This is a genomic window from Mycobacterium sp. 852013-50091_SCH5140682, assembly GCF_001665685.1.
Lineage (GTDB): Bacteria > Actinomycetota > Actinomycetes > Mycobacteriales > Mycobacteriaceae > Mycobacterium.
On the sequence record NZ_LZTB01000088.1, the window covers coordinates 64,063 to 89,061 of the forward strand.

The window sequence follows — 24,999 nt, forward strand, 5'->3', positions numbered from 1 at the left end:
ACTGATGTCGGCTCCGTGGCAACGGATGTGTTGAGATCGGCGGGTGGAGATCGAACCGGGAGGGGTGTTCGCCGGCTACCGGGTGCTGTCCACTCTGGGTGTCGGTGGCATGGGCACCGTGTATCTCGTCGAGCACCCGCACTTGATGCGCCGTGAGGCGCTGAAGGTGATATTGGCTGCCGTGGCGGATCCTGCGGCGAGGGAACGCTTTGTCCGCGAGGCACGTTCGGCTGCGGCCCTGCGTCACCCCGGCATCGTGGGGATCCACGATTTCGGCATCGAGGACGGTACACCGTGGTTCACGATGGACTACCTGCCCGGCGTCGATCTGCAGGACGCCGGGCGTCTCGGCGGCGAGGAGGCAGCGCACGTCATCGCGCGGGTTGCGGCGGCACTGGACTACGCGCACGGTCGCGGCGTAGTGCACAGGGACGTCAAGCCCGCAAACATCCTCATCACACGAACCGACGCCGGTGGCATCGACGACGTGGTGGTCTTGGATTTCGGCATTGCCAAAGCCCTCGACGAGCAGACCGGTCTCACGGGCACCTCGGTGTTCATCGGGTCACTGTCATTTGGCGCCCCCGAGGCATTTCGAGGCGAGATGGTCGGGCCTGCCGCGGACCAGTACTCCCTGGCGATGACCGCTTACCGGCTGTTGAGCGGCGCACTGCCGTTCGTGGGAACGACACCTCATGAACTGATGCGGGCCCACCTGTTCGACGAGCCGCGATCGGTCTCGGCCGGCGATCCGGGGTTGGCGCCGCTCGATCCGGTACTGGCTCGAGCGTTGGCCAAGGATCCGGAACGCAGGTATGCGACATGCACCGAGTTCGCTGAAGCCTTATCCGCGGCCGTGCTGACCTCTCGCGCGTCGAGTTCGAAAACCCTCCGCGCACCGGTGCCGCCCGCGCCCGAATCGATCAACACCGCCGCGCATCCGACTGTGCTGGCACCACCGCGCCCTGCCCAGGCCACGCCGCCGAAGACGCGGCGTCCCTGGGTGATCGGCGCCGCGATCGGTGCGGTTCTGGCCGTCGTGGTGGCGGTAGCCGTCGGGCTCACGGTGGGACGTGGCGGCACCACCGAGTCCGTCGCTTCGTCTGCTTCGTCCGCCCCGGCCAAGCCGCTCGGACCCCTGGAGCCGAACGTGGTCTCGGCCGGTTGTGCCGTCGCCGGCGGATCGGCGTTCTGCTGGGGCGAGAACAAGTACGGGCAACTGGGGGACGGGTCGACCAAGAACAGCCCGACCCCGGTCGAGGTGTCGAGCCTGACGGGAGTCACGGCGATCAGTGCTGGAGCCGTCCACCGATGCGCGGTCGCTGACGGTAAGGCGTATTGCTGGGGCTACAACAGTGACGGCCGGCTCGGAGCCGGTAATACCGCCGACGGTTCCAAACCCGTCGAGGTGGCCGGGCTCAGCGGCGTGACCGAGATCAGTGCCGGATATGACCACACATGCGCGCTTGCCGGCGGGCAGGTCTATTGCTGGGGCGTCAACCAATCCGGCCAGGTGGGCACCGGAAGAGACAGTGAGATCGAAATGTCACCCGTGCCGGTCGCGGGCCTACCCGCCCCGGTGACGTCGCTATCCACCGGCGCCCGCCACTCCTGCGCGGTTGCCAGTGCTCAGGTGTACTGCTGGGGACAGAATCTCGGTGCGTCATCGGATCCGACCACGGAGGACCCCAGCCCGGTGATCGTGCCGGGCCTGGACCACGTCAGCGAGGTCAGCGTCGGGACCGATCACGTCTGCGCGCTGGCGAGCGGCGTGGTGAGCTGCTGGGGAAACAACGACACCGGGCAGATCGGCGTCGGCGCCGAGACCCCGCGGTCGGCGACCCCGATCGCCGTGCCGGGAATGACGCAGGCGACTCAGATCAGCGCCGGCGGAGGGTCGAGCTGCGCGGTGGTCGCCGGAGCTGCCTACTGCTGGGGCTTCGGAGGTAACGGACAGCTGGGCGACGGGGTCGGCGGCAGGAGTTCGCCTCCGGTGCGGGTGACCGGCCTTACCGACGTGACCCAGGTCGCCGTCGGAGGGAATTTTGCCTGCGGGCTGGCGGGGGTCGCGTACTGCTGGGGCGTCGGCGACGACGGCCAGCTGGGCGACGGTTCGCAGAAGAACAGCTCGGTACCGCAGCGGGTCGCCTTCGCGCGGAGCTGATGGCGAAAAACCGATCACATATGATCGGCACTTGCGTCACACCGGTGCCGCAGACATCAAGGAGGCAGTCGCCGCGTGGGTGACGAGAAGGATTTGTCCGCCGCCGCGCTCGACGACGCGGTAAGCGCGGCACAGAAGGCATTCGATCAGGCCGGTGACCTCGACGCGCTCGCGCGCGCCAAGACCGAGCACCTGGGGGACCGGGCGCCGATCGCACTGGCCCGGCAGGCGTTGGCGACGCTGCCCAAGGAAGACCGCGCCGACGCCGGCAAACGGGTCAACGTTGCTCGCGGCGACGCGCAGCGCGCCTACGACGAGCGCTTGGCGGTGTTGCGCGCCGAGCGTGACGCGGCAGTCCTGGTGGCCGAGCGCATCGACGTCACCCTGCCGTCGACGCGTCAGCCTGTGGGCGCCCGGCACCCGATCACAATCCTGGCCGAGAATGTCGCCGACACGTTCGTCGCCATGGGCTGGGAGTTGGCCGAGGGACCCGAGGTCGAGACCGAGCAGTTCAACTTCGACGCGCTGAACTTCCCGCCGGATCACCCCGCCCGTAGCGAGCAGGACACCTTCCAGATCGCGCCTGACGGATCGCGGCAGGTGCTGCGTACCCACACATCACCCGTGCAGATCCGCGCGCTGCTGGAACGCGAACTGCCGGTCTACATCGTCTCGATCGGCCGGACCTTCCGCACCGACGAGCTGGATTCCACCCACACCCCGGTGTTCCATCAGGTGGAAGGACTCGCGGTGGACAAGGGGCTGACCATGGCCCACCTGCGGGGCACCCTCGACGCGTTCGCGCGGGCCCAGTTCGGTCCGGAGGGCCGCACCCGGTTCCGGCCGCACTTCTTCCCGTTCACCGAGCCGTCGGCCGAGGTGGACATCTGGTTCCCCGACAAGAAGGGCGGGCCCGGCTGGGTGGAGTGGGGTGGTTGCGGCATGGTCAACCCGAATGTGTTGCGCGCCTGCGGCATCGACCCCGACGAATATTCGGGCTTTGCCTTCGGAATGGGATTGGAGCGAACCCTGCAGTTCCGCAACGGGATTCCGGACATGCGTGACATGGTCGAGGGCGACGTCCGCTTCTCGCTGCCGTTCGGGGTGGGTGCCTGATGCGTATTCCCTACAGCTGGTTGCGAGATACGGTCCGCGCCGGTGCGCCGGGTTGGGACGTGTCGGCCGAGGAGCTCGAGCAGGCTTTCATCCGCATCGGCCACGAGGTCGAGGAGATCATCCCGACCGGCCCGGTGAGCGGTCCGCTGACCGTCGGACGCGTCGCGTCCATCGAGGAACTCACCGAGTTCAAGAAGCCGATCCGTGCCTGCACGGTCGATGTTGGTGAGGCTGAGCCCCGCGAAATCGTCTGCGGGGCAAGGAATTTCGCGGTCGGCGATCTGGTGGTCGTGGCACTGCCCGGTACCACCCTGCCCGGCGACTTCACCATTGCCAAGCGCAAGACCTACGGGCGCACGTCGGACGGCATGATCTGCTCGGCGGCCGAGCTCAACCTCGGCACCGACCACAACGGCATCATCGTGCTGCCGCCCGGCACCGCCGAGCCGGGCACTCCGGCCGCCGAGCTGCTCGGCCTTGACGACGTGGTGTTCCATCTGGCGATCACCCCGGACCGCGGCTACTGCCTGTCGGTGCGCGGCCTGGCCCGCGAGATCGCCTGTGCCTACGACCTGGACTACGTCGACCCGGCCGATGTCCCGCCGCTGCCCGCCGAGGGTGAGGCGTGGCCCCTGACCGTGCAGCCGGGCACCGGCGTGCAGCGGTTCGGCCTGCGACCGGTCACCGGTATCGATCCGGCCGCGGTGTCGCCGTGGTGGCTGCAGCGTCGCCTGCTGCTCAGCGGCATCCGGGCCATCTCGCCGGCCGTCGACGTGACCAACTACGTCATGCTCGAGCTCGGCCATCCGATGCATGCCCACGATCGCAGCCTGATCACCGGCGGGTTCGACGTCCGGTTCGCCCGCGACGGCGAGAAGGTCGTGACGCTCGACGACGTCGAGCGCACGCTGAACTCGGCCGACGTGCTCATCGTCGACGATGTCGCCACCGCTGCCATCGGCGGCGTGATGGGTGCGGGCACCACTGAGGTCCGCGACTCCACCACCGACGTACTGCTTGAAGCCGCGGTGTGGGACCCGGCTGCGGTGTCGCGCACCCAGCGGCGCCTGCATCTGGCCAGTGAGGCCGGACGACGCTACGAGCGTTCCGTCGACCCGGCGATTTCCGTTGCGGCGCTGGACCGGTGCGCGACCCTGCTCGCCGAGATCGCCGGTGGGACCATCGAGCCGACGCTGACCGACTGGCGTGAGGACGGCCGGACCGATTGGTCGCAGCCGGCGATCGAGATCCCCGCGGACCTGCCGGACCGCACCGCCGGGGTCGAGTACGCCGCGGGCACGACGGCGCGTCGCCTGACGCAGATCGGTGCTGAGGTGACCGGTTCCGGGTCGCTCACTATCACCCCGCCCAGTTGGCGACCGGACCTGCGGCAGCGTGCCGACCTGGTCGAGGAGGTGCTGCGCCTCGAGGGCCTCGAGCGGATTCCGTCGGTGCTGCCGACGGCGCCTGCCGGCCGTGGGCTCACGGCGGGCCAGAAGCGTCGTCGTGCCGTCGGAAAGTCGTTGGCGCTGGCCGGATTCGTCGAGATCCTGCCGACGCCGTTCCTGCCCGCCGGGGTGTTCGACGCCTGGGGTCTGGCTGCCGACGATCCCCGCCGCAACACCACCAAGGTGCTCAACCCGCTGGAGGCCGACCGGCCTCAGCTGGCCACCACCTTGCTGCCCGGTTTGCTGGAAGCATTGGGGCGCAACGTATCCCGTGGGACGCCCGATGTCGCGCTGTTCGCCATCGCGCAGGTGGTGGAACCGACCGAACAGACCCGCCCCGTCGAGCGCATCCCGACCGACCGCAGGCCCACCGACGACGAGATCGCCGGCCTCGACGCCTCGTTGCCGCACCAGCCGCAGCACGTCGCCGCGGTGTTGACCGGCCTACGTGAGCCTGCCGGGCCGTGGGGCCCCGGCCGTCCGGTCGAGGCGGCCGACGCCTTCGAGGCCGTGCGAGTGATCGGCAGGGCGATCGGCGTGGACTTCACGCTGCGTGCGGCGCAGGACCTGCCGTGGCATCCCGGTCGCTGCGCCGAGGTGGTCGTCGGCGAAACCGTTGTCGGGCACGCCGGTCAGCTGCACCCGGCGGTCGTCGAGCGCACCGGGTTGCCCAAGGGCACCTGCGCGGTCGAGTTGGACCTGGACGCCGTCCCGATCGTCGAGACGTTGCCCGCGCCGAAAGTGTCGCCGTTCCCGGCGGTGTTCCAGGACATCAGCGTGATCGTCGGTGACGAGACCGCCGCGGCGAGCGTGGTGGCCGCTGTTCGTGACGGGGCCGGTGAGCTGCTCGAAGACGTCAAGCTGTTCGACGTGTACACCGGACCGCAGATCGGGGAGGGGCGCAAGTCCCTGACCCTGGCCCTGCGCTTCCGGGCCGCCGATCGCACGCTGACCGAAGACGAGGCCAGCGCCGCGCGTGACGCAGCCGTCGCCGCCGCGGCCGAGCGGGTCGGGGCCGTCCTGCGCGGCTGACCCAGCACCGCGACTGTGCGTGTCTGCTGACCCAGCACCGCGAGGGTGCGTGTTTGCGCGCAACACGCTGTGGAAAGTACCGACTGTGCGCACACTCGAACGGTCGTGAACGTGCGCATATGGTCGATGGACACCGGCGTGTCGAGCGGCAGACCCGCACGCTCGCGGGGCAGGGGATTAATGAGTTTGCGTCTGACTGCATAACAATGCAGAATCGCCGCATGACGTCTGTAGCGGTGGCAGGCGCCAGCGGCTACGCCGGTGGCGAGATCCTGCGATTACTCCTCGGCCATCCCGCGTATGCCGACGGGCGCTTGACCATCGGCGCGCTGACCGCCGCGGCAAGTGCCGGCACCACGCTGGCCGAACATCACCCGCACCTGCTGCCGTTGGCATCACGGGTGCTCGAAGCCACCGATGCCGAGGTTCTCGCCGGCCACGACGTGGTGTTTCTCGGCCTGCCGCACGGACATTCGGCTGCCCTGGCCGAACAACTCGGCCCCGACACGCTGATCATTGACTGCGGAGCGGATTTCCGGCTCACCGACGCCGCGGCCTGGGAGAAGTTCTACGGCTCGACCCACGCCGGAAGCTGGCCCTACGGGCTGCCCGAACTGCCCGGCGCCCGCGAGAAGCTGCGCGGCACCAAGCGTGTCGCGGTACCCGGCTGTTATCCGACCGCCGCGCTGCTGGCTCTGCTGCCCGCCGTCGCCGCCGATCTGATCGAGCCGGCCGTGACGGTCGTCGCCGTCAGTGGCGCATCGGGGGCCGGCAAATCGGCGAAGGTCGACCTGCTGGGCTCGGAGATCATCGGGTCGGCGCGGGCCTACAACATCGCGGGCAAGCACCGGCACACCCCCGAGATCGCCCAGGGGTTGCGGGCGGTGACCGACAAGGACGTCACCGTCTCGTTCACCCCGGTGCTGATCCCCACTGCGCGGGGCATCCTGGCGACGTGCACCGCACGGACCACCGCGTCGGAGTCCGAGATCCGGGCCGCCTACGAAAAGGCTTACGGCGCTGAACCGTTCATTCATCTTCTGCCCGAGGGGCAGTTGCCCAAGACCGGCTCGGTGATCGGCAGCAACGCCGCCCAGCTGGCGGTGGCCGTGGACGCCGACGCGCAGACGCTCGTCGCCGTCGCCGCCATCGACAACCTGACCAAGGGGACCGGCGGCGCGGCCGTGCAGTCGATGAACCTGGCGCTGGGTTGGCCTGAGACCGAAGGACTATCGATCGTGGGAGTGGCACCGTGAGTTCTGCACAGTCAGCCGAGAGCATGACCACCGAAACCAAACTGGTTCGCACGCAGGGTGTTACCGCCGCAGCGGGCTTCCGTGCCGCCGGCATCGCCGCTGGCATCAAGGCGTCCGGCGCGCCGGACCTGGCGCTGGTGTTCAACGAAGGCCCCGACTATGCGGCGGCGGGCGTGTTCACCAGAAACCAGATCAAGGCCGCGCCCGTGCAGTGGTCCCAGCAGGTGCTCACCACCGGCCGACTGCGCGCAGTCATCCTGAACTCGGGCGGTGCCAACGCCTGCACGGGCCCCCTGGGCTTTCAGGACGCCCATGCCACCGCCGAGGGCGTGGCGGCAGCCCTGAGTGATTGGGGCACCGAGACCGGTGCCATCGAGGTCGCGGTGTGCTCCACTGGCCTGATCGGCGACCGGCTGCCGATGGACAAGGTGCTGGCCGGCGTGACCGAGATCGTGCATGAGTTGGCCGGTGGCCTGACCGGCGGCGAAGACGCGGCCCGGGCCATCATGACCACCGACACCGTGCCCAAACAGGTTGCGCTGCACCATTCGGTCGCGTCGGGGGAGAACTGGGTCCTGGGCGGGATGGCCAAGGGTGCCGGGATGATGGCGCCGTCGTTGGCCACCATGCTGGTGGTTCTCACCACCGACGCCGTGGCCGACGCCGAGGCGCTGAACTCGGCGCTGCGCCGGGCGTCCGCACTGACCTTCGACCGCCTCGACATCGACGGCAGCTGCTCCACCAATGACACGGTTCTGCTGCTGGCTTCCGGGGCAAGCGAGATTCGGCCCAGCCAAAGCGATCTCGACGATGCGGTGCTGCGGGTGTGCGAAGACCTCTGCACGCAGCTGCAGGCCGACGCCGAAGGCGTCACCAAACGCGTCGTCATCACCGTCACCGGTGCAGTCAACGAACAGGAGGCCGTCGTCGCGGCCCGGGCCATCGCACGCGACAGCCTGGTCAAGACCGCCCTGTTCGGCTCGGACCCCAATTGGGGCCGGGTGCTGGCCGCCGTCGGCATCGCCCCGGTCACCCTCGATCCGCAACGAATCAGTGTGTCCTTCAACGGATCACCGGTGTGCATCGACGGTGCCGGTGCACCGGGTGCGCGCGAGGTGGATCTGTCGGGTGAGGATATCGCCGTCGTCGTCGATCTGGCCGTCGGTGACGCGTCGGCGTCCATCAGGACCACCGACCTGTCGCACGCCTATGTCGAAGAGAACTCGGCCTACAGCTCATGAGCTTGCCCACGCCGATAAAAGCTCAGGTGCTGGCGGCGGCATTGCCGTGGCTCAAGCAGCTGCACGGCAAGATCGTGGTGGTCAAGTACGGCGGCAACGCCATGACCGACGAGACCCTCAAGGCCGCGTTCGCCGCCGACATGGTGTTTCTGCGCAATTGCGGCATCCACCCGGTCGTGGTGCACGGCGGTGGCCCGCAGATCAGCGCCATGCTCAAAAAGCTCGGCATCGCAGGTGATTTCAAGGGCGGGTTCCGCGTGACCACGCCCGAGGTGCTCGACGTCGCACGCATGGTGCTGTTCGGCCAGGTGGGGCGCGAACTGGTCAACCTGATCAACGCGCACGGCGCGTATGCGGTCGGGGTCACCGGTGAGGACGCGCAACTGTTCACCGCGGTCCGACGCAGCGTCAACGTCGACGGCGTGGCCACCGACATCGGCCTGGTCGGCGACGTTGAGCACGTCAACGCCGGGTCGCTGCTGGATCTTATTGCCGCAGGCCGGATTCCGGTGGTCTCGACCATCGCTCCCGATGCCGACGGCGTCGTGCACAACATCAACGCCGACACCGCCGCCGCGGCCCTGGCTGAGGCCCTGGGCGCGGAGAAGCTCGTGATGCTCACCGATGTCGAAGGGCTGTACACCGATTGGCCCGACCGTGATTCGCTGGTCAGTGAAATCGATACGGCCGCACTTGCCGAGCTGCTGCCGCGCCTCGAATCCGGCATGGTGCCCAAGATCGAGGCCTGCCTGCGCGCCGTGGCCGGTGGCGTGCCCAGCGCTCACGTGATCGACGGCCGCGTCGAACACTGCGTGCTGGTCGAGCTGTTCACCGATGAAGGAACCGGAACGAAAGTGCGTGCGACGACGCCGGAGCGAGGGACGAGCCCTGGCGAGGAGTCGGACAAGGAAGTTGGGGCGCAACAATGACACTGCAGGACCGCTGGGAAGCGGTGATGATGAACAACTACGGCACCCCACCGTTGGCGCTGGCCAGCGGCGACGGCGCGGTAGTCACCGATACCGACGGCAAGCAGTACCTCGACCTGCTCGGCGGTATCGCGGTGAACCTGCTCGGGCACCGCCACCCCGCGGTCATCGAGGCCGTCACCACCCAGCTGAACACGCTCGGGCACACCTCGAATCTCTATGCCACCGAACCGGGTATCGCGCTGGCAGAGGCACTCGTCGGCCATCTGGGAAGCCCCGCACGGGCGTTCTTCTGCAATTCGGGCACCGAGGCCAACGAGGTCGCGTTCAAGATCACCCGGCTCACCGGCAAGACGAATCTCGTTGCGGCCCAAGGCGCGTTCCACGGCCGCACGATGGGCTCGCTGGCGCTGACCGGCCAGCCCACCAAGCAGGCGCCGTTCGAACCGTTGCCGGGCAACGTGACTCACGTGCCCTACGGCGACGTTGACGCTCTCGCCGCCGCCGTTGACGACGCCACGGCCGCGGTGTTCCTCGAACCGATCATGGGAGAGGGCGGGGTCGTCGTCCCGCCGGCCGGCTACCTGGTCGCCGCACGCGAGATCACCGCGAAACACGGTGCGCTGCTGGTCCTCGATGAGGTACAGACCGGGGTGGGCCGCACCGGGGCCTTCTTCGCCCATCAACACGACGGCATCACGCCGGACGTGGTGACGCTGGCCAAGGGGCTCGGCGGCGGACTGCCGATCGGTGCCTGCCTGGCCATCGGCGCCGCGGGCGACCTGCTGACCCCGGGTCTGCACGGCAGCACGTTCGGCGGCAACCCGGTGTGCACGGCCGCGGCGCTGGGCGTGCTGCGCGCCCTGGCCGACGGCGATCTGATCGCGCGCGCCGGTGTGCTCGGCAAGACCATCAGCCACGGCATCGAGGAGCTGGGCCATCCACTCGTCGACCACGTCCGCGGCAAGGGGCTGCTGCAGGGCATCGCGCTGACCGCGCCCAGTGCCAAGGCCGTCGAATCCGCCGCCCGCGACGCCGGTTTCCTGGTCAACGCGGCGGCCGCCGACGTGATCCGGTTGGCGCCGCCGCTGATCATCACCGAGGACCAGATCAACCAGTTCCTCACCGCGCTACCCGCGGTGCTCGACGAGGGGGCCAAATGACCCGACATTTCTTACGTGACGACGACCTGACGCCCGACGAACAAGCCGAGGTCCTCGCGCTGGCGGCCGAGCTCAAGAAGGCGCCGTTCTCCCATCGCCCGCTGGAAGGCCCGCGCGGCGTCGGCGTCATCTTCGAGAAGAACTCGACCCGCACCCGGTTCTCGTTCGAGATGGGCATCTCCCAGCTGGGCGGGCACGCGGTCGTGGTCGACGGCCGCAGCATGCAGCTCGGCCGCGAGGAAACGCTGGAGGACACCGGTGCGGTGTTGTCCCGCTACGTCGACGCGATCGTCTGGCGCACCTTCGCACAGGAGCGCCTGCTGGCCATGGCGTCCGGCGCGACCGTGCCGATCATCAACGCGCTGTCCGACGAGTTCCACCCCTGCCAGGTGCTGGCCGACCTGCAGACGCTCGCCGAGCGCAAGGGCGGTGTGGCGGCGCTGCAAGGTTTGACGATGACCTACCTGGGCGACGGCGCCAACAACATGGCGCACTCGTTGATGATCGGTGGCGTCACGGCGGGCATCAGCGTCACCATCGCCGCCCCCGACGGTTTCGGACCCGACCCGCAGTACGTCGACGCGGCCCGCAAGCGTGCCGCGGAGACCGGCGCGACGGTGACGGTGACCGACGACCCGCGGGCCGCGGTCGACGGCGTCGACGTCATCGTCACCGACACCTGGACGTCGATGGGCCAGGAGAACGACGGCCTCGACCGGGTCCGCCCGTTCCGCCCGTTCCAGGTCAACAGCGACCTGCTCAAGCTGGCCGACGCCGAAGCCGTTGTGCTGCATTGCCTTCCGGCGCACCGCGGCTACGAGATCACCGATGAGGTGATCGACGGCCCGCAGAGCGCGGTGTTCGACGAAGCCGAGAACCGGTTGCACGCGCAGAAGGCGCTGCTGGCCTGGCTACTGGCGCGCGCCTGAGCCCGCCATGAGTTCTCCGACCCGAGTCGGCCGCCAGGCCCGCATCGTCGCTCTCCTGTCGTCGCGCGCGGTGAGCAGCCAGACGGAGTTGGCGAGCCTGCTGGCCGACGAAGGCATCGAGGTCACCCAGGCCACGCTGTCGCGGGACCTGGAGGAACTCGGCGCGGTCAAACTGCGGGGCGCCGACGGCGGTGTCGGGGTCTACGTCGTCCCGGAGGACGGCAGCCCCGTGCGCGGGGTGTCCGGCGGCACCGAGCGGCTGACCCGATTGATGGGGGAGTTGCTGGTTTCCACCGATGCCAGCGCTAACCTTGCCGTGCTGCGCACCCCGCCCGGGGCCGCGCACTACCTGGCCAGCGCCATCGACCGCGCAGCCCTGCCCTATGTGGTCGGCACCATCGCCGGTGACGACACCATCGCGGTGGTGGCGCGCGAACCGATGACCGGCGCCGAGCTGGCCACCACCCTCGAAAACCTGAAATAGAGCCCAACACAAGGAGATTGCTCATGTCCGATCGCGTCATCCTGGCGTACTCCGGAGGTCTCGACACTTCGGTGGCGATCAGCTGGATCGGAAAGGAAACCGGCCGCGAGGTCGTCGCCGTCGCCATCGACCTCGGCCAGGGTGGCGAGGACATGGAGGTCGTGCGGCAGCGGGCGCTGGATTGCGGCGCCGTCGAGGCGGTTGTCGTCGACGCGCGCGACGAGTTCGCGAACGAGTACTGCCTGCCCACCATCCAATCCAACGCGTTGTACATGGACCGCTACCCGCTGGTCTCCGCGATCAGCCGGCCGCTGATCGTCAAGCACCTGGTGGCCGCCGCGCGTGAGCACAACGGCGGCATCGTCGCGCACGGCTGCACCGGTAAGGGCAACGACCAGGTCCGCTTCGAGGTCGGCTTCGCGTCGCTGGCACCCGATCTCGAGGTGCTCGCTCCGGTGCGTGACTACGCCTGGACCCGCGAGAAGGCCATCGCCTTCGCCGAGGAGAACGCGATCCCGATCAACGTCACCAAGCGCTCACCGTTCTCCATCGACCAGAACGTGTGGGGCCGCGCGGTCGAGACGGGCTTCCTCGAGCACCTGTGGAACGCACCGACCAAAGACGTCTACGACTACACCGAGGATCCGACCGTCCACTGGAACACGCCCGACGAGGTCGTCGTCGGATTCGACAAGGGCGTGCCGGTTTCCATCGACGGCAAGCCGGTCACGGTGCTTGAGGCCATCGTCGAGCTCAACCGCCGCGCAGGCGCTCAGGGCGTCGGCCGGCTCGACGTGGTCGAGGACCGGCTGGTCGGCATCAAGAGCCGCGAGATCTACGAGGCCCCGGGCGCCATGGTGCTCATCACCGCGCACACCGAGCTGGAGCACGTCACGCTGGAACGTGAGCTGGGCCGGTTCAAGCGCACCACGGACCAGAAGTGGGGCGAGCTGGTGTACGACGGCCTGTGGTACTCGCCGCTGAAGCGGGCCCTGGAGTCGTTCGTCGCACACACCCAGGAGCACGTGACCGGCGAGATCCGGCTGGTGCTGCACGGCGGGCACATCGCGGTCAACGGGCGGCGCAGCCCGGAGTCGCTCTACGACTTCAACCTCGCCACCTACGACGAGGGCGACAGCTTCGACCAGTCCAATGCCAAGGGCTTCGTGCACGTGCACGGTCTCAGCTCGAAGATCTCGGCCAAGCGCGACCTGGGTATCTGATGCCGAGCAGTCCCCCGCTTGCGGGGGACTGCTCGCGGAAGGGTGGTGACGTGAGTACCAACGAAGGTTCGCTGTGGGGCGGGCGGTTCACCGACGGCCCGTCGGATGCCCTTGCCGCGCTGAGCAAGTCGACGCACTTCGACTGGGCGCTGGCCCCGTATGACGTGCGGGCGTCCAAGGCGCACGCCAGGGTGCTGCACCGCGCAGGCCTGCTCACCGACGAGCAGCGCGACGGGCTGCTGGCCGGCCTGGACAGCCTGGGCGAAGACCTCGCCGACGGCAGCTTCGGCCCGCTGCCCAGTGACGAGGACGTGCACGGCGCCTTGGAGCGTGGCCTGATCGACCGGGTCGGCCCCGATCTGGGCGGCCGGCTGCGGGCCGGGAGGTCGCGAAACGACCAAGTCGCCACGCTGTTCCGGATGTGGCTGCGCGACGCCATCACCGCTGCCGGCAACGGCGTGCTCGACGTGGCGGCCGCACTGGCCACCCAGGCCGCCGCGCACCCGACGGCGATCATGCCCGGCAAGACGCATCTGCAGTCGGCACAGCCGGTGTTGCTGGCGCATCATCTGCTCGCCCACGCGCATCCGCTGCTGCGCGACGCGGACCGCCTCATCGACCTCGACAAGCGGGCCGCGGTCTCGCCCTACGGGTCCGGTGCGCTGGCCGGGTCGTCACTGGGACTGGACCCCGATGCCATCGCCGACGAACTCGGGTTCACCGCGGCCGCCGACAACTCGATCGACGCCACGGCCTCGCGGGATTTCGCCGCGGAGGCAGCCTTCGTGTTCGCGATGATCGCTGTCGACCTGTCACGGTTGGCCGAAGACATCATCCTGTGGAGCACAACGGAATTCGGTTACGTCACCCTGCACGACGCCTGGTCGACGGGCAGTTCGATCATGCCGCAGAAGAAGAATCCGGACATCGCCGAGCTGGCGCGCGGCAAGTCCGGCAGGCTGATCGGCAACCTGACCGGGCTGCTCGCGACGCTCAAGGCACAGCCATTGGCCTACAACCGGGACCTGCAAGAGGACAAGGAGCCGGTGTTCGACTCCGTCGCGCAGCTGCAGCTGCTGCTGCCTGCGATGGCCGGGTTGGTGGGCACGCTGACTTTCGACACCGACCGGATGGCGGCACTGGCCCCGCAGGGATACACGCTGGCCACCGATATCGCCGAATGGATGGTGCGCCAAGGTATTCCGTTCCGGATCGCGCACGAAGCGGCCGGCGCGGCGGTACGTGCGGCCGAGGCCCGCGGGGTCGGGCTGGAGGAGCTCGCCGACGACGAGTTGGCAGGCATCCATCCCGGGCTGACGGCTCAGGTGCGTGAGGTGCTGACGATCGCGGGGTCGGTCAATTCCCGCGATGCCCGCGGCGGCACCGCCCCGATCCAGGTGGCCAAGCAGCTCGGCGTGGTGCGTGACACCCTGGATCAGTTGCGGATCCGGTTGCGCTGACGCGTCATTTCGCGCGAGTCACTCCAGCTGTTCTGACAGCTCCAGCCAGCGGGCCTCCAATTCGGCCACCTGATCTTCCAGCTCGCGTAGCTGCGCGGTGAGCCGACCGATTCCGACATGGTCGGAATGGTCGTGCGCCGCGAGCTCGTCGTGCTTGTCGGAGATCCGACCGGCGAGCTTGGCCAACGACCGGTCGATCGACGCGACCTCTTTCTCGATGTTGCGCAGCTCGGCGCCCGACTTGCCCTGCGCGGGCGTCGGCGTCGGCGTCGACGCTGTCCGCGAGGCGGCAGCCGGGGCCGACGGCTGTGCCGCCAGCCGCAGATACTCGTCGACGCCGCCGGGGAGGTGGCGCAGCCGCCCGTCGAGGATCGCGTACTGCTGATCGGTGACCCGCTCCAGCAGATAGCGGTCGTGGGACACCACGATCAGCGTGCCCGGCCAGGAGTCGAGCAGATCCTCGGTGGCAGTGAGCATGTCGGTGTCGACGTCATTGGTCGGCTCGTCAAGCACCAGGACGTTCGGCTCGCTCAGCACCACCAGCATGAGCTGCAACCGGCGGCGCTGCCCACCGGAGAGCTCACCGACCCGCGACGAGAGTTGCGCCCGGTTGAAGCCCAACCGCTCCAGCAGCTGTGCCGGGGTGAGCTCCTTGCCGTCGATCACGTAGCTGGTCTGCAGCCGGCCCAGCACCTCGCGGACCATGTCGCCGGCCATGGCGTTCAGTTCGGTCGACTGCTGGTCGAGAATCGCCAGCCGCACTGTCTTTCCGCGTTTGACCCGGCCCGTGGTCGGGGCCACCGTGCCGGCGATCAGTCCGAGCAGCGTCGACTTCCCGGCTCCGTTGGCGCCGAGGATGCCTGTGCGTTCGCCCGGGGCGATGCGCCATTCGACATCGCGCAGCACCTCGCGGCCGTCGAATGCGACGGACACGTCCAGCAGGTCGATGACGTCCTTGCCGAGGCGGGCGGTCGCCAGGCGGGACAGTTCCACGCTGTTGCGCAGCGGCGGCACATCGGAGATCAGGGCGTTGGCCGCATCGATGCGGAACTTGGGCTTCGAGCTGCGGGCTGGCGGGCCGCGCCGCAGCCACGCCAGTTCCTTGCGCATCAGGTTCTGCCGTTTGGCCTCGGACGCGGCGGCGATGCGGTCGCGCTCCACCCGCTGCAACACATACGCCGCGTACCCGCCTTCGAAGGGCTCGACGATGCCGTCGTGCACCTCCCACGTGGCCGTTGCGACCTCGTCGAGGAACCACCGGTCGTGCGTGATGAGCAGCAGCCCACCAGCGCCGCGCGCCCAGCGGCCCTGCAAATGCCCGGCCAGCCAGGTGATGCCCTCGATGTCGAGGTGGTTGGTGGGCTCGTCGAGGGCGACGACGTCCCAGTCGCCGATCAGCAGCGCAGCCAGCTGCACCCGTCGGCGTTGCCCGCCGGAGAGGGTGCCGACCGTTGCGTCGAATCCGATATCGGCCACCAGCCCGCCGATGACGTCCCGCACACGCGCATCCCCGGCCCATTCGTGCTCCGGCCGATCACCCACCAGCGACCAGCCGACCGTGTGCTCGGAATCCAGCGTGTCGGTCTGGTCGAGTGCGCCCACTCGCAGACCTCCCCGCTGGGTGACGCGCCCGCCATGCGGGGTGATCCGCCCGGTGAGCATGCCCAGAAGGCTCGATTTGCCGTCGCCGTTGCGGCCGACGATGCCGATGCGGTCGCCGTCGCTGACGCCGACGGTGACAGCGTCGAACACCACACCTGTCGGGTACTCCAGGTGCAGGGCTTCGCCGCCGAGTAGGTGTGCCATCGCCGCCGACCTTAGCGTCAGCCTCGGCCCGGCCGTGAAGGTGCCGGTGCGGTTTGCCTCAGGCGTCGTCGCCGGTGCGGTGACGTGCCATGATGACCACGTCAGTCGGGGACAGCACGTCAAAAACGTAGGGGAGCGGGCGTTGATGGATTTCTCGGCAGTGACCAAACCGGTGGAGCGGTTGCTGGCGACTGCGCAGAACGGGCTCGAGGTGCTGCGCTACGGAGGCCTGGAGACCGGCGCCGTCCCCTCTCCGTTCCAGATCATCCAGAGCGTGCCGATGTTCAAGCTGCGCCGGTACTTCCCGCCCGACATCCGGCCCGGCGCCGCGGAACCCGGCCCGCCGGTGCTGATGGTGCACCCGATGATGATGGCCGCCGACATGTGGGACGTGACTCGCGACGAGGGGGCCGTGGGCATCCTGCACAGTGCCGGCATCGACCCGTGGGTGATCGACTTCGGCTCACCGGACAAGGTCGAGGGCGGGATGCAGCGCAACCTCGCCGACCACGTCGTCGCGCTCAGCGAAGCCATCGACACCATCAAGACGGTCACCGGCCGCGATGTGCACCTCGCCGGGTACTCCCAGGGCGGCATGTTCGCGTATCAGACTGCTGCGTACCGTCGGTCGAAGGACATCGCGAGCATCATCGCGTTCGGTTCGCCGGTGGACACGCTGGCCGCGCTTCCGATGAACCTGCCGGCCGGTGTCGCCGCCGGTGCCGCCGACTTCATGGCAGATCATGTGTTCAGCCGGATCGACATTCCGGGTTGGTTGGCCCGCACCGGATTTCAGATGCTCGACCCGATCAAGACCGCTCAGTCCCGGCTGGACTTCTTACTCCAACTGCACGACCGTGAGGCGCTGCTGCCGCGCGAACAGCAACGGCGGTTCCTGGCCTCCGAAGGGTGGATCGCCTGGTCGGGCCCGGCCATCTCCGAGCTGCTCAAGCAGTTCATCGCCCACAACCGCATGATGACCGGCGGCTTCTCCATCCACGGGGATCTCGTGACGCTGTCCGATATCGACTGCCCGGTGCTCGCGGTGGTCGGTGAGGTCGACGACATCGGCCAGCCGGCGGCGGTCCGGGGCATCAAACGCGCCGCGCCGCAGGCCGACGTGTACGAGTACCTGATTCGCGCCGGGCATTTCGGCCTGGTCGTCGGCTCCAAAGCTTCGAATCAGACGTGGCCCACGGTGGCCCAGTGGGTCAAGTGGCTCGACAACGCCGAGGAGATGCCCGACGGCGTGGTCCCGATGAGCCTGCAGCCCGCCGACCACCCCGAAGGCGGGGTGTCGTTTACGACGCGCGTGACCCACGGCGCCACCGCCGCCACCGAGATGGCATTCGGGGTAGCCCGCTCGGCGGCCGAGGCATTGGTGGCGGCCAATAAATCGGCTCGGACCCTGGTCGTCGAGACCGCCCGCACCCTGCCGAGGCTGGCGCGCCTCGGCCAGGTCAACGACCACACCCGGATCTCGTTGGGCCGCATCATGAGCGAGCAGGCGCGCAACCTTCCCAACGGCGAGGCGCTGCTGTTCGACGGCCGGGTGCACACCTACGAGGCGGTCGACCGCCGCATCAACAACGTGGTCCGCGGCCTGATCGACGTCGGGGTGCGCCAGGGCGCGCACGTCGGCGTGCTGATGGAGACGCGACCCAGCGCGTTGGTGGCCATCGCCGCGCTGTCGCGCCTGGGTGCCGTGGCCGTGTTGATGCCGCCCGACGTCGATCTGGCGGAGGCTGCGCGGCTGGGCGGGGTGTCGGAGATCATCGCGGACCCGAGCCACCTTGATGCGGCCCGGCGGCTGGAAACCCGCGTCCTCGTGCTGGGTGGCGGCGAGAACCGCGATCTGCATCTGCCCGAGGACTCCGACGTCATCGACATGGAGAAGATCAACCCCGATGTGGTCGAGCTGCCCGGCTGGTACCGGTCCAACCCCGGCCTGGCGCGCGATCTGGCATTCGTCGCGTTCACCACGGTCGCCGGCGAACTCGTCGCTCGACAGATCACCAACTTCCGATGGGCGCTGTCGGCGTTCGGCACCGCGTCGGCGGCCAACCTCGGCCGCGGGGACACGGTGTACTGCCTGACGCCGCTGCATCACCAGTCGGGGCTGCTGGTCGCTCTCGGCGGGGCAGTCGTGGGCGGCTCGCGCATCGCGCTGTCGCGCGGCCTGCAGCCCGACCGGTTCCTCCAGGAGATCCGCCAATACGGCGTCACCGTGGTGTCCTACACCTGGGCGATGCTGCGCGAGGTCATCGACGACCCGTCGTTCTCCCTCGTCGGCTCGCATCCGGTACGGCTGTTCATCGGCTCCGGCATGCCCGCCGGGCTGTGGAAGCGGGTGGTCGAGATATTCGAGCCCGCACAAGTGGTGGAGTTCTTCGCGACCACCGACGGGCAGGCGGTGCTGGCCAACGTGTCCGGCGCCAAGATCGGCAGCAAGGGCCGGCCGCTGCCCGGTGCCGGGCACATCGAGCTCGCCGCCTACGACGCCGACGACGATCTCATCCTCGAGGACGAGCAGGGCTTCGTCCGCAAGGCCGAACCCAACGAGGTCGGCGTGCTGCTGGCCCATCCGCGTGGGCCGGTCGATCCGACCGCCGCCGTCAAGCGCGGCGTCTTCGCGCCGGCCGACACGTGGGTGTCCACCGAATTCCTGTTCCGTCGCGACGAGGACGGCGACTACTGGCAGGTGGACAACCGCAGCGCCGTGATCCACACCGATCGCGGACCGGTCTACGGCACTCCGATCAGCGACGCCGTGGGACGCCTCGACGCCGTCGACCTCGCCGTGACCTACGGCGTCGACCTTGCCGGCCAGCAGGTGGCCGTCACCGCTCTGGCCCTGCGCCCGGGCGGCAGCATCCCCACCGCCGATCTCACGCACGCGCTCGCGGACCTGCCCGTGGGCAACCCGCCGGACTTCGTGCACGTGGTCGCCGACATGAAGCTCGGCGCGTCGTACCGGCCGATGGCGGGCCCGCTGCAGGCCGCGGGGGTCCCGAAACCGGCCCGCCGTAACTCCTGGTACTTCGATCCCGATACCCAGACGTACAAGACGCTGACCGTGGCCGTATGGACCGAACTGACCGCAGGACAGGGCGAGCCCGATACGGCTGCCGATCCGTCCTAGCAGCCGTATCGTCGGAGCCCTGTTAGGCTCCGCCAAGCGGCGCACCGACTGGAGGATTGATGACATCGCAGACGAGCGGAAACCGTTGGCGGCGGACCGTCACCGGCGCGGTGGCCGGTAGTGCACTCGCCGCAGGCTTGCTGGCAGGCGTAGCAGCGCCGGTCGCCCTCGCCGATCCAGCGGCCGACGCCAATGCGAACGCGGCGGCGACGGCGGACACGCCACCGGCCCCGCAGATGACGGCCGACGAGGCGCTCGCCATCATCGATAAGGAATACGACACCGGCTCAGGTGGCGGCCAGATCTCCCAGCTGATCCACTCGGTCTTGCAGTTGCGGGCGCAGGGCTTCAAACCGTCGAACGCCAACCGCGATGCCATCGTCGCGGCGCTCGACAAGAAACCCGACCAGATGCCGCTGATCGACGCGCTCAAGAACACGCTGTCATATCAGCGCAAGTTGCAGGCCAGGTCCAACGGCTCGCAGTCCTCCGGAGGTATCTCCGCGGGCATCAACCAGACGGGCCCCGGCCAGGTGCCCATTCCGGGTGCGCCGGGTACTCCGGGCATCTCGCTGGGCCCCAACAACTCCGGCATCAACGTCCCGGTCGGCTGATCGGTGATCGACGAAAAGCTCCTCAAGATCCTGGTGTGCCCGCAGGACCGCGGGCCCCTATTGCTCGCCGGTAATGACTGGCTGTACAACGCGCGGTTGCGGCGGGCCTACCGCATCGCCGACGGTATTCCGGTCTTGCTCGTCGATGAGGCCGTCGAGGTCGACGACGCCGAGCACGAGCGGTTGTTGGCGCTGGCCGGCTCACCCGAGGCCGGGTAGTTCCCCGGTCAGGTACCGCTGCAGGTTGGGGCCGATGGTCTCGGCGACCTGCTCGACTGACAGTGATTTGAACGGCTCCAGCTCCAGGATGTAACGCGCCATCACCACACCGACGAGCTGGGATGCCACGAACTGCACCCGGGTCCGGCCGCTGCCCGGTGGGCTGTCGACGCGGGGTCCGACCTCGCCGACGATGATGTCCTGCAAGAAGGTCCGCAGCAGCGAGACCTCGCTGCCCGCCAGGATCGAGCGCAATGTGGCGATCAGCCCTTTGCCCATCTCGGAATCCCAGAGCGGCAACAGAATTGTGGGCAGCGTGTGGCCGAGCTGCTCGATCGGAACGTCCCGCAGCGGTCCGATCACGGTCATCGGATCGATCGGAATGTGGATCGCGGCGGCGAACAGTTGCGTCTTGGTGCCGAAGTAGTGGTGGACCAACGCGGGGTCCACCCCGGCGTCGGTGGCGATCGCCCGGATCGATGTCTTGTCGATTCCGTTGCGCGCGAACAACTCCCGCGCACTGGCGAGGATTCGTTCCCGGGTGTCGGACGGTCCTGGTGGCCGTCCTGGTCGTTTGCGTTCGCTCATGGCGTCCGTCGTCGCAGGGTCGCCGCCGCCAGACCCAGCGCCACGGCGGCGAACCCCACCACCACGGCGATGTCCCGCGCCGCGACGGCCGTGAGGTCCGGATGGGAGCCGACCTGCTGCAGCGCCTCGAGCGCATAGCTGGCCGGCAGTACGTTGCTGATCCACTGCAGCCATTCGGGCAGCGCCTCGCGAGGCACGATGATGCCGCACAACAGCAACTGCGGCACGATCACCACCGGCATGAACTGCACGGCCTGGAACTCTGTGCGCGCGAACGCGCTGCACAACAGGCCCAATCCGACGCCGAGCACAGCGTTGATGATGGCGATGAGGAATACCAGCAGCGGGCTGCCCGCGGTGCTGAAGCCGAGGAACCAGAATGCGACGACGCACGCCAAGCTCGCCTGCGCTGCGGCCGCGATCGAGAACGCGGTGCCGTAGGCGGCGAGCAGGTCGAACCGGCGCAACGGGGTGGTCAGGATCCGTTCGAGGGTCCCCGAAACCCGTTCGCGCTGCATGGTGATCGAGGTGATCAGGAACATCACCACCAGGGGGAACACCCCGAGCATGATCAGGCAGGCGTTGTTGAACGGATTCGGTGCGCCCGGCCGGTGCGGGGCGTCGTGGAACATGAAGTACATCAGGGTGATGACCAGGCTCGGCACTACAAGGATCATCGCCACGCTGCGGTGATCGGCGGCGAGCTGGCGCAGAATCCGGCCGGTCGTGGCGAGGTAGGCCTGCGGGCTGAGCCTGCTGCGTTGGGTCAGGCCGCGGTGCGCTGCCGGATGACGGTCAGAAACGCTTCCTCCAGAGATGTGCATGACGTGTCCTTCCGGAGTTGGGCCGGGGTGGTGTGGGCGAGCAGGCGCCCTTCGCGCATCAGGAGCAGGTCACCGCAATGGTCGGCCTCGTCCATGACGTGGCTGGAGACCAGCAGCGTGGCTCCGCGCCGGGACAGCTCGCGGAACTGCTCCCAGAGTTCGACGCGCAGCACGGGATCGAGGCCGACGGTGGGTTCGTCCAGGACGAGCAGCTCAGGGTCTGCGACCAGCGCGCAGGCCAGCGATGCGCGGGTGCGTTGACCGCCGGACAAATTGCCGCAGTACGCGGTTCGGTGGTCGTGCAGGCCCACCGCCTGAACCGCCTCATCGGCGGCTTTGACGGTGGTGCCGTACAGAGCGGCGAAATAGCGGACGTTGTCGATGACCCGAAGGTCGTCGTAGATGGTCGGATCCTGCGTGACGTAACCGACCCGGTGGCGCAGCGGAGCACTGCCTGCGGGGTGTCCCAGCACAGTCACCGATCCGGAGGCGACGATCTGGGTGCCGACGACGCACCGCATCAACGTTGTTTTTCCGCAGCCCGAGGGCCCGAGCAGGCCGGTGATCGTGCCACGCGCGATCTGCACCGTGACGTCGCGCAGCGCCGGCCGCTTGCCACGAACCACGTTCAGCCCGTCGATGTCGACAGCCGGCGAGGATCGGAATTCATCAGCCGATGAAGTCATCATGTAATGAATATCCACCCGGGCACGGGCCTGTGTCAACGGCGTGCGGCGCGGCAGTGCAGAATCGCTCGGGTGGGCGCCGAACGACTGGTAGGGGACCCCGTCGCGGCAGCCCGTCGGCTGCTCGGTGCCCAGCTCAGCGGACGTGGCGTCGAGGCGACGATCGTCGAGGTCGAGGCCTACGGCGGCCCGCCAGACGGGCCCTGGCCGGACGCCGCATCCCACTCCTTCCGCGGTCCGCGGGGCCGCAACCTGGTGATGTACGGCCCGCCCGGGCGGCTCTACACCTACCGCAGCCACGGCATCCACGTGTGCGCCAACGTGGTGTGCGGTTACAACGGGGTCGCAGGCGCGGTGCTGTTGCGGGCGGCAGCCATCACCGGGGGAGTGGCGCAGGCCCAAGACCGCCGGGGCGCCGCGGTGACACCATCGGCGTTGGCCCGAGGACCCGGCAATCTGTGTTCGGCACTCGGAATCATCATGGAGGACAACGGAATCGATCTGTTCGACGAGAGCAGTCCGGTCCGGCTGCGGCTCGCTGCTCAGCACGCGGCGGTCGACGGGCCGCGCGTCGGTGTCAGCGTGGCGGCAGACCGACCCTGGCGATTCTGGCTGAAGGGACACCGTGAGGTGTCGGCGTACCGGAGAAGCCCGCGGGCACCCGCACCCGGCGGCAGCGACTGATCGCCGGACGGTGGAGCGATGCGCCGATGCGGCATGATCTCCCTATGTCAACGGACATCCTGGAGGAGCTGGACTGGCGCGGACTCATCGCGCAATCGACCGACCGTGATGCACTGGCCGAGGATCTGGCCAACGGTCCGGTGACCGTGTACTCCGGCTTCGATCCCACCGCGCCGAGCTTGCATGCCGGGCATTTGGTGCCGTTGCTGACATTGCGCCGCTTCCAGCAGGCAGGCCACCGGCCCATCGTCTTGGCCGGCGGCGCCACGGGGATGATCGGTGACCCGCGGGAAACCGGGGAACGAACCCTCAACACCGCCGACACGGTGGCCGACTGGGCCGGCCGCATCCGTGGCCAGCTGGAGAGGTTTGTCGAGTTCAACGACTCCCCGACCGGTGCGATCGTCGAAAACAACCTGAACTGGACCGGCGAGTTGTCGGCCATCGAGTTTCTCCGAGATATCGGCAAGTACTTCTCGGTCAATGTGATGCTCGACCGGGACACCGTCCGACGCCGTCTCGAAGGCGACGGCATCTCCTACACGGAGTTCAGCTACATGTTGTTGCAGGCCAACGACTACGTCGAACTTCACCAACGGCACGGCTGCGCGTTGCAGATCGGTGGCTCTGACCAGTGGGGAAACATCGTCGCCGGGGCCCGGCTCGTGCGCCAGAAACTCGGGGCGACAGTGCATGCCATGACGACGCCGCTTGTCACCGACTCCGAAGGCAAGAAGTTCGGCAAGTCCACCGGTGGCGGAAATCTCTGGCTCGACCCCGAGCTGACCAGCCCGTATGCCTGGTACCAGTACTTCGTCAATGCGGCCGACGCCGATGTGGTGCGGTACCTGCGGTGGTTCACGTTCCTGTCCGCCGAGGAACTTGCCGAGCTCGACGAAGCCACCCGGACCCGTGCGCACGAGCGCGCCGCACAGAGGAGGTTGGCGCGTGAGTTGACGACGCTCGTCCACGGCGAAGCGGCGACCCGAGCCGTCGAACTCGCCAGCCAGGCGCTGTTCGGGCGTGGCGAGCTGACGGATCTCGACGAGTCCACGCTGTCCGCGGCTCTGCGGGAGGCGAGTAGCGGACAGGTCGCCGAATTGAAGCCCGGCGGTGCCGACACGATCACCGATTTGTTGGTGGCGAGTGGACTGGCGGCAAGTAAGGGAGCCGCGCGACGCAACGTCGCCGAAGGTGGCGTGTACGTCAACAACATCCGTATTGAAAGTGACGAGTGGGTACCACAGGCCGCCGACTTTTTGCATGACCGTTGGCTGGTGTTGCGACGTGGCAAGCGCAACATTGCCGGTGTCGAGCGCGTCGGGGCGTAGCCTGCCGGTTCCCGGGCCTCTGACCTGCAGTGTTGTGGGGGCGACCTGGGAATTTGACTCGTTGTTGGCCCTGGCGTAACTTATTCCAAGTCGGAGCGACACGGTCTGAGGCCGGGGAGTGAAGACAAAGTCCGAGTGAGTCTCCCACTTTGGTGGGGGTTTCTTACTGTCCGCCCTTAGTTTCGCGGCTTTTGGCCGCGGGATGACTGTGCGGTTGGCTCGGGTGTGTTGTTTGAGAACTCAATAGTGTGTTTGGTGGTTTTTGTTTGTTGTTTTTTGGTTGCATTCTTTTCCCGTTTAGGGTGTGACCTGTTTTTTTGATGCCAGTTTTGGTGTCGTTTTGTTAGGTCGGATTTTTCTGAACTGTTTTGCTTTCGGGTTTGTCCCGGGGTTTTTGTTTGGAGAGTTTGATCCTGGCTCAGGACGAACGCTGGCGGCGTGCTTAACACATGCAAGTCGAACGGAAAGGCCCTTCGGGGTGCTCGAGTGGCGAACGGGTGAGTAACACGTGGGTGATCTGCCCTGCACTTTGGGATAAGCCTGGGAAACTGGGTCTAATACCGAATATGACCGCATGCTTCATGGTGTGTGGTGGAAAGCTTTTGCGGTGTGGGATGGGCCCGCGGCCTATCAGCTTGTTGGTGGGGTAATGGCCTACCA

20 protein-coding genes and 1 rRNA gene are annotated in these 24,999 nt (G+C 68.1%); 17 read left to right on the forward strand and 4 right to left on the reverse strand.

The annotated features are described in order from the left end of the window. Positions 1 to 43: 43 nt before the first annotated feature. From A5784_RS23190 to argH, 11 genes are all read left to right on the forward strand, one after another. On the forward strand, positions 44 to 2,164 hold the full coding sequence (locus tag A5784_RS23190; RefSeq protein ID WP_064947226.1) for an RCC1 domain-containing protein: 2,121 nt from the start codon (positions 44 to 46) through the stop codon (positions 2,162 to 2,164). A 75-nt stretch (positions 2,165 to 2,239) separates the two neighbouring features. Then, complete coding sequence (gene pheS / locus A5784_RS23195; RefSeq protein WP_064947227.1) at positions 2,240 to 3,280, forward strand: phenylalanine--tRNA ligase subunit alpha; 1,041 nt, start codon at positions 2,240 to 2,242, stop codon at positions 3,278 to 3,280. Next, entirely contained in the window at positions 3,280 to 5,760 is a 2,481-nt protein-coding gene (gene pheT, locus A5784_RS23200; RefSeq protein WP_064947228.1) for a phenylalanine--tRNA ligase subunit beta, read from the forward strand. The genes pheS and pheT overlap by 1 nt, the downstream gene beginning before the upstream one ends. A gap of 206 nt (positions 5,761 to 5,966) precedes the next feature. Beyond that, complete coding sequence (gene argC, locus A5784_RS23205; RefSeq protein ID WP_197514846.1) at positions 5,967 to 7,016, forward strand: N-acetyl-gamma-glutamyl-phosphate reductase; 1,050 nt, start codon at positions 5,967 to 5,969, stop codon at positions 7,014 to 7,016. Between the two features lie 23 nt (positions 7,017 to 7,039). After that, positions 7,040 to 8,257 carry a bifunctional glutamate N-acetyltransferase/amino-acid acetyltransferase ArgJ gene (argJ, locus tag A5784_RS23210; RefSeq protein WP_064947251.1) on the forward strand — a complete coding sequence of 406 codons (1,218 nt, stop codon included), beginning with the start codon at positions 7,040 to 7,042 and terminating at the stop codon, positions 8,255 to 8,257. Continuing rightward, positions 8,254 to 9,186 (forward strand): acetylglutamate kinase, encoded by a 933-nt coding sequence (argB, locus tag A5784_RS23215; protein WP_064947230.1) that lies wholly within the window; start codon positions 8,254 to 8,256, stop codon positions 9,184 to 9,186. The genes argJ and argB overlap by 4 nt, the downstream gene beginning before the upstream one ends. After that, positions 9,183 to 10,349, forward strand: a complete 1,167-nt coding sequence (locus A5784_RS23220; protein WP_064947231.1) for an acetylornithine transaminase — start codon at positions 9,183 to 9,185, stop codon at positions 10,347 to 10,349. The genes argB and A5784_RS23220 overlap by 4 nt, the downstream gene beginning before the upstream one ends. Continuing rightward, the gene (argF, locus tag A5784_RS23225; RefSeq protein WP_064947232.1) at positions 10,346 to 11,278 is read left to right on the forward strand and encodes an ornithine carbamoyltransferase; all 933 of its coding nucleotides are present in this window, start codon (positions 10,346 to 10,348) and stop codon (positions 11,276 to 11,278) included. Before A5784_RS23220 ends, argF begins: the two co-directional genes overlap by 4 nt. Before the next feature lie 7 nt (positions 11,279 to 11,285). Continuing rightward, positions 11,286 to 11,762: an arginine repressor gene (locus A5784_RS23230; RefSeq protein WP_029368235.1), complete on the forward strand. Its 477-nt coding sequence runs from the start codon at positions 11,286 to 11,288 to the stop codon at positions 11,760 to 11,762. Positions 11,763 to 11,785: 23 nt separating this feature from the next. Beyond that, entirely contained in the window at positions 11,786 to 12,985 is a 1,200-nt protein-coding gene (locus A5784_RS23235; protein ID WP_064947233.1) for an argininosuccinate synthase, read from the forward strand. Positions 12,986 to 13,035: 50 nt separating this feature from the next. Beyond that, entirely contained in the window at positions 13,036 to 14,445 is a 1,410-nt protein-coding gene (gene argH, locus A5784_RS23240; RefSeq protein ID WP_064947234.1) for an argininosuccinate lyase, read from the forward strand. Between the two features lie 18 nt (positions 14,446 to 14,463). On the opposite strand, the gene A5784_RS23245 is transcribed toward argH, so the two are convergent. Beyond that, on the reverse strand, positions 14,464 to 16,251 hold the full coding sequence (locus tag A5784_RS23245; protein WP_064947235.1) for an ABC-F family ATP-binding cassette domain-containing protein: 1,788 nt from the start codon (positions 16,249 to 16,251) through the stop codon (positions 14,464 to 14,466). A gap of 145 nt (positions 16,252 to 16,396) precedes the next feature. Between A5784_RS23245 and A5784_RS23250 the strand changes: the two genes are divergently transcribed. From A5784_RS23250 to A5784_RS23260, 3 genes are read left to right on the forward strand one after another with little or no spacing between them, the layout of a single operon-like run. Then, positions 16,397 to 19,393, forward strand: a complete 2,997-nt coding sequence (locus tag A5784_RS23250; protein WP_064947252.1) for an acyl-CoA synthetase — start codon at positions 16,397 to 16,399, stop codon at positions 19,391 to 19,393. Between the two features lie 59 nt (positions 19,394 to 19,452). Continuing rightward, positions 19,453 to 20,007 (forward strand): hypothetical protein, encoded by a 555-nt coding sequence (locus A5784_RS23255; RefSeq protein WP_064947236.1) that lies wholly within the window; start codon positions 19,453 to 19,455, stop codon positions 20,005 to 20,007. A 3-nt stretch (positions 20,008 to 20,010) separates the two neighbouring features. Beyond that, the gene (locus A5784_RS23260; protein ID WP_064947237.1) at positions 20,011 to 20,226 is read left to right on the forward strand and encodes a Trm112 family protein; all 216 of its coding nucleotides are present in this window, start codon (positions 20,011 to 20,013) and stop codon (positions 20,224 to 20,226) included. On the opposite strand, the gene A5784_RS23265 is transcribed toward A5784_RS23260, so the two are convergent. From A5784_RS23265 to A5784_RS23275, 3 genes are read right to left on the reverse strand one after another with little or no spacing between them, the layout of a single operon-like run. Continuing rightward, positions 20,209 to 20,814 carry a TetR/AcrR family transcriptional regulator gene (locus tag A5784_RS23265; RefSeq protein ID WP_064947238.1) on the reverse strand — a complete coding sequence of 202 codons (606 nt, stop codon included), beginning with the start codon at positions 20,812 to 20,814 and terminating at the stop codon, positions 20,209 to 20,211. The genes A5784_RS23260 and A5784_RS23265 overlap by 18 nt on opposite strands. Next, positions 20,811 to 21,638, reverse strand: coding sequence for an ABC transporter permease (locus tag A5784_RS23270; RefSeq protein WP_082945027.1), 828 nt, complete (start codon positions 21,636 to 21,638; stop codon positions 20,811 to 20,813). The genes A5784_RS23265 and A5784_RS23270 overlap by 4 nt, the downstream gene beginning before the upstream one ends. Beyond that, a complete protein-coding gene (locus A5784_RS23275; RefSeq protein ID WP_064947240.1) occupies positions 21,581 to 22,327 on the reverse strand; it encodes an ABC transporter ATP-binding protein in 747 nt (248 codons plus the stop codon). Before A5784_RS23275 ends, A5784_RS23270 begins: the two co-directional genes overlap by 58 nt. A 69-nt stretch (positions 22,328 to 22,396) precedes the next feature. On the opposite strand from A5784_RS23275, the gene A5784_RS23280 reads away from it, so the two are divergent. The 3 genes from A5784_RS23280 to A5784_RS23290 all read left to right on the forward strand — a co-directional run. After that, complete coding sequence (locus A5784_RS23280; protein WP_064947241.1) at positions 22,397 to 23,008, forward strand: DNA-3-methyladenine glycosylase; 612 nt, start codon at positions 22,397 to 22,399, stop codon at positions 23,006 to 23,008. 44 nt (positions 23,009 to 23,052) lie between these two features. Further along, positions 23,053 to 24,339 (forward strand): tyrosine--tRNA ligase, encoded by a 1,287-nt coding sequence (gene tyrS / locus A5784_RS23285; protein WP_064947242.1) that lies wholly within the window; start codon positions 23,053 to 23,055, stop codon positions 24,337 to 24,339. A 395-nt stretch (positions 24,340 to 24,734) separates the two neighbouring features. Next, positions 24,735 to 24,999: ribosomal RNA gene (locus A5784_RS23290) — 16S ribosomal RNA — on the forward strand; the annotation flags it as partial.

Bases quoted from the DNA above. Each gene is read 5' to 3' on its own strand.
- pheT (WP_064947228.1), top strand. From the start codon at position 3,280: ATGCGTATTCCCTACAGCTGGTTGCGAGATACGGTCCGCGCCGGTGCG.
- A5784_RS23230 (WP_029368235.1), top strand. From the start codon at position 11,286: ATGAGTTCTCCGACCCGAGTCGGCCGCCAGGCCCGCATCGTCGCTCTC.
- A5784_RS23275 (WP_064947240.1), bottom strand. From the start codon at position 22,327: ATGATGACTTCATCGGCTGATGAATTCCGATCCTCGCCGGCTGTCGAC.
- argB (WP_064947230.1), top strand. From the start codon at position 8,254: ATGAGCTTGCCCACGCCGATAAAAGCTCAGGTGCTGGCGGCGGCATTG.
- A5784_RS23270 (WP_082945027.1), bottom strand. From the start codon at position 21,638: ATGCACATCTCTGGAGGAAGCGTTTCTGACCGTCATCCGGCAGCGCAC.
- A5784_RS23250 (WP_064947252.1), top strand. From the start codon at position 16,397: ATGGATTTCTCGGCAGTGACCAAACCGGTGGAGCGGTTGCTGGCGACT.
- A5784_RS23245 (WP_064947235.1), bottom strand. From the start codon at position 16,251: ATGGCACACCTACTCGGCGGCGAAGCCCTGCACCTGGAGTACCCGACA.
- A5784_RS23255 (WP_064947236.1), top strand. From the start codon at position 19,453: ATGACATCGCAGACGAGCGGAAACCGTTGGCGGCGGACCGTCACCGGC.
- argF (WP_064947232.1), top strand. From the start codon at position 10,346: ATGACCCGACATTTCTTACGTGACGACGACCTGACGCCCGACGAACAA.
- A5784_RS23265 (WP_064947238.1), bottom strand. From the start codon at position 20,814: ATGAGCGAACGCAAACGACCAGGACGGCCACCAGGACCGTCCGACACC.
- A5784_RS23220 (WP_064947231.1), top strand. From the start codon at position 9,183: ATGACACTGCAGGACCGCTGGGAAGCGGTGATGATGAACAACTACGGC.
- argJ (WP_064947251.1), top strand. From the start codon at position 7,040: ATGACCACCGAAACCAAACTGGTTCGCACGCAGGGTGTTACCGCCGCA.
- argC (WP_197514846.1), top strand. From the start codon at position 5,967: ATGCAGAATCGCCGCATGACGTCTGTAGCGGTGGCAGGCGCCAGCGGC.
- tyrS (WP_064947242.1), top strand. From the start codon at position 23,053: ATGTCAACGGACATCCTGGAGGAGCTGGACTGGCGCGGACTCATCGCG.
- A5784_RS23235 (WP_064947233.1), top strand. From the start codon at position 11,786: ATGTCCGATCGCGTCATCCTGGCGTACTCCGGAGGTCTCGACACTTCG.